The 4361-nt window shown below is 60.0% G+C and carries 4 protein-coding genes and 1 pseudogene; all 5 read left to right on the top strand.

The window, feature by feature from the left end; genetic code table 11:
• Positions 1–447 (top strand): annotated as a pseudogene (locus PACILC2_RS25565) (ThuA domain-containing protein); the annotation flags it as partial.
• 114 nt (positions 448–561) lie between these two features.
• On the top strand, positions 562–2208 hold the full coding sequence (locus PACILC2_RS25560) for a putative polysaccharide biosynthesis protein (protein WP_213531809.1): 1647 nt from the start codon (positions 562–564) through the stop codon (positions 2206–2208).
• 78 nt (positions 2209–2286) lie between these two features.
• Positions 2287–3519 carry a hypothetical protein gene (locus PACILC2_RS25555; protein ID WP_213531807.1) on the top strand — a complete coding sequence of 411 codons (1233 nt, stop codon included), beginning with the start codon at positions 2287–2289 and terminating at the stop codon, positions 3517–3519.
• Positions 3516–3809, top strand: a complete 294-nt coding sequence (locus PACILC2_RS25550) for a copper amine oxidase N-terminal domain-containing protein (RefSeq protein ID WP_213531805.1) — start codon at positions 3516–3518, stop codon at positions 3807–3809. Before PACILC2_RS25555 ends, PACILC2_RS25550 begins: the two co-directional genes overlap by 4 nt.
• A gap of 19 nt (positions 3810–3828) precedes the next feature.
• A complete protein-coding gene (locus PACILC2_RS25545) occupies positions 3829–4176 on the top strand; it encodes a thioredoxin family protein (protein WP_062491509.1) in 348 nt (115 codons plus the stop codon).
• Positions 4177–4361 lie beyond the last annotated feature (185 nt).

The raw sequence follows: 4361 nt of genomic DNA, 5'->3' as shown, positions 1-4361 counted from the left end.
GGCTGATCGTGCTTCATTCCGGGCATTTTCGAAAATTTTCAAAAGCTGATGGGCACCGGCTGCGACCTGAAATGGCGCGAGGCGAACGAGAAGGAGCGGATCTGGACGGTCAATCCGGCTCATCCGATCGCCGCGGGCTTGCCGGAATATTTCGAGCTGCCGCGGGAAGAAATGTACGGCGAGCATTTCGACATTCCGGCGCCGGACGAGCTTGTCTTCATCAGCTGGTTCGAGGGCGGCGAAGTGTTCCGCTCCGGTTGCACGTTCTATCGCGGCCAGGGCAAAATCTTCTACTTCCGGCCGGGACATGAAACGTTCCCGACCTATTACGACGCGAACGTGCTGCGGGTAATCAGCAACGCCGTCCGCTGGGCGGCTCCTTCGGGGGCGGCGAAGCCGGTTCGCGGCCATCACCAGCCGCTCGAGGAGATTAAGGCGAAAGCATAAAGACTTGGGCCGACAGGGGGCCGGCGCCGCAAACGGTGCCGGCCCCCTCGGGCGCATAATCGCCCCTGCGACCGAAGGACGGCGGAAAAATGGGGAGACAGGGTTGTTGAACGAATGGTAAAAAAGGATTCGCTAATCAGAGGAACGATCATACTGGCCGCCGCCGCGCTGACCGCCCGCTTCCTCGGCGTCTTCCAGCGAGTGCCGCTGGACTACATGATGGGCGATGCGGGCAACAGCTACTTTAGCGTGGCAAACAGCGTCTATCTGTGGCTCTTGACGATTGCGACGGCCGGCATTCCGAGCGCCGTCAGCAAGATGGTGTCCGAGCGGTACGCGCTCGGCCGGCCGGACGAGGCGCAGCGCATTTACCGGGCGGCGCTGCTGTTCGGGGCGTCTGCAGGCATTCTGATGTCCACGCTGTTGTACGCATTTGCTCCGTTTTTCAGCGAAGTGATCGCCAAAGTTCCCGGGGCTGACGCGGCGGTGCGGGCGATCGCCCCGGCGCTCTTGCTGTTCCCGGTCATCGCGATGATGCGCGGTTATTTCCAGGGCCGTCAGATCATGTCGGCCGGCGGCATCTCGCAAATCATCGAGCAAGTGATGCGCGTGGTTGTCGGCGTCGGGCTGGCGCTCGTCGTGCTGAACCTCGGCTGGGGCGACCGCTGGGTGGCGGCGGCAGCGACGTTCGGCAGCGTCTTCGGCAGCATCGGCGCGTTTCTCGTCATGGTCTGGTATGCGCTGAAGCTCCGGCGCCAGGATGCGGCCGATCCGCCGCTCCGGCGTACGCGGCCCGGCGGCAAGCCGCTCAGGTTGTCTGCGATCTATCGGGAAATCTTCCGCATATCGGTGCCGGTCGTCGTCACGGCAATGACGGTGCAACTGCTGTATATGATCGATACGTCGCTGTTCATCCGGCTGACCGGCTCGTTCTATACGCCGGCCGAAGCCCAAAGCGCCCTGGGCTGGCTCGGCTTCCGGGCGCAGACGATCGCAGGCATCCCGCCGATTCTGGCGATCGCGCTCAGCCAGTCGATCATCCCGGTGCTGTCGGCCGCTTATTCGACCGGCCGGATGGCCGAAGTGCAGCGCCAGACGTCGCTCGTCATGCGGATCGTCGTCTTTACCGGCGTTCCGGCAGCCCTCGTGCTGACGGTTGCGGCGCATTCCGTTACCGGCCTGCTGTTCGACGGCCCGGGCGGCAGCGGTCTCGTCGCGGCGCTGACGGCCGGGACGATCTTCCAGATTACGATGATGACGACCAACTCGATTCTGTTCGGCATGAGCAAGCCGTATCATCCGATGGTCTACACGTTTGTCGGCATCGCCGTTAAAATCATCGCCAGCCTTGCCCTTGCGCCGCTGCTGGGCGCTTACGGCCTCGTACTGGCGTCGACGCTTTGCTTCCTGACGATTACGTATTTGAATTTGCGCATGATCCGCCGCGAAGTGGAACTGAAGGTGCTCGGCAGCCGCTGGGGCGCCTACCTGGCGACGATCGCCGTCTCCGCGCTTGCCGGATGGGGAATGGACGATCTGGTGCGTAGCCTGCTCGTCTCCTGGCCGGACAAGCTGGCTTTCTTCGCCGGCTGCGCCGCAACCGGCGTGACGGTCGGGGGGCTTTATCTGGTGCTGCTCATCCGGCTTGGAGTTGTCACGGCTGGCGAGATCGGCGGCTTCCCGGGACCGCTGCGCAAGCTGTTCTCGGCGCTGATCCGGCGAATCGGGCCGAAAGAGCAGCGCCGTCGATTAGGCAATTAGTCCCAAATTTTTGTTCCATATTTATCCTCTCCATGGTAGAATAAGCATGGTCTTATTTCACCGGGAGAGGAGTTTTTTATGGGAAAATCTAAAGGATTGCGGCGTGTCGGTTTTGTGCTGCTGGCGCTGGCGTTGTTCGTAGCCGCCGGCTGCCAGGCGGTCGGAGGCCTCGATTTTAACGAGACGATCAAACGTTCATTGAAGGTAACCTCGGCGGAAGGGAAGCAAACCGTCGAGTTTCGGATGCTGCTTGACGAAGAGGAATTGGCCGGGCAAGACCCCGAGGACGTCCGGTTAATCCGACTGCTGTCCGACATCCGGCTGGAGATGGACAGCTTCAGGATGGAGAACGAGAATCGGTTGTCGGCGCAAGGCTCGTTGTCGTTCGGAGACCGGCGCGTCGGATATTCGTTATATCTTGACGATGAACGGCTGACCGTCGAGCTCGAAGGGGCCAAAAAGCCGTTCGTGCTCGATCTTTCGTCCCTGGAAGAGGACGTTGACGGCACGGCAGCCGATCAGGAAACGATGACCGAGCTGGCGCATCGGCTGATCGATGAGGCAAGCGGCTACTTGGTCGGCAATCTTCCGAATCCCGAGCGGCTGACGGTCGCTCCCGCGACGGAAACGATCGGCGGTGAACAGCTGTCATTGCTGCGCGCCGAGATGGAGATGAACGTACAGGAGCTGTGGCCGTGGTTGATGAAGTACTTCGACGCGCTCATTGCAGACAAGGAAGGGCTGCGCGACATGCTGCTGAGCGTCGTCGGGGCGATGCGGGATTATCCGGAGCTGTGGGGCGGCGAAAATCCGTTCGAAAGCGACGGATTGAGCGACGAAGAAGCGGCGGAGCAAGCGGCCGACGAACTGATGGCCGTGTTGAAGTCGCTGCGCGACGAGTTGAATGCGGCGAAGGAAGAAGGAATGTTTCCGCTGGAGATGTTTAGCGACGAGACGTATCTGAAAGCCGTCCTGTATGTCGACAGCAAGCTCGATATCCGCAAATCGGAGGTAGAGGCGAAAATCGCCCCGAATCTCGAAGATACGGGCGGCGTCAAGGCGATCGTCATCCGTTCCGTGTCGGAGATGTGGAACATTGGCGGCAGCGCGAAGGCCGATGCGCCGGATTTGGCCGGCGGTTCGCTGGACGCCATGAAATTGGCGGACATGCAGCCGTATCAGCTGCTGCGCCAGTTCGACGAAGGCTCGACCCTGTACGGCCTGCTGAAAAACGATTTTCATATCGGCCGTCAGAGCGTGATGTTTTCCCGTTCGACGACAATCCGCCGATCGCGCTGCCTTCCGGCGTGACGCTCGTGCCGTTGCGCGAAACGGCCAGACAGTTCGGAGCGACCGTAACGTACAAAAACAAGACCGTTACGGTAAGCGATGAGGCGACCGGCACGACGATCGCGATCAAGCCTGGGAGCAATCTGGTGAAGATAAACGGGAAGACCGTGAAATGGGCGGTGCCGGCAACGGCGGTCCAAGGCGCCATCTACGTTCCGGCGAGAGATCTTGCCAAAGCGCTTGGAGGTACGGTAAAATGGGAATCCTTATATGGTGATGAAAAGCTTCTCGTTCTGGAGCGGGAAGTATAACCGTACTGGAGGGATGACGATGCGCCGTATTCATACGGAAGAGGCATTCCGCGAAGCGATTGCCGGCGAAGGGGTGACGGTTGCCGTATTCAAGGCGACCTGGTGCAAGGATTGCCATTTTATCGAGCCGTTTATGCCGGAAGTGGAAGCGAAATATGAAGGGAAAATCGAATTTGTCGAAATTGACCGCGACGAACTGCCCGATCTGTGTTCGGAGCTGAACATTCTGGGCATCCCGAGCTTTATTGCTTACCGGGACGGCAAGGAGCTGGTCCGTTTCGTCAGCAAGCTGCGCAAAACGCGCGAGGAGATCGAAGAATTCCTCGATCGGGCGCTGCAGGTTGCCGAAGCGTTGCCGCGTTCCTGAAATCAGGACCCGGAAGCGCACGAGTTGACCGCAGGAACCGCAGGAAGCGGCTAACAGGCCGCTCCTGGCGGTTCTTGTTCACATTAAAGAAAGTATCAAACTCACTTCCTATTTGCTGTCTAACCGTCCGCGCTTTCCGTCAAATCGTCTCCCGTCCGTTGGCCCGGATGATGTACAATAGTTTG

Origin of the sequence: Paenibacillus cisolokensis (assembly GCF_018403665.1) — a bacterium.
Classification (GTDB): domain Bacteria; phylum Bacillota; class Bacilli; order Paenibacillales; family Paenibacillaceae; genus Paenibacillus_AH; species Paenibacillus_AH cisolokensis.
Note: the sequence above shows the minus strand (reverse complement) of the source record. Positions and strands in the feature narration are given on the sequence as shown.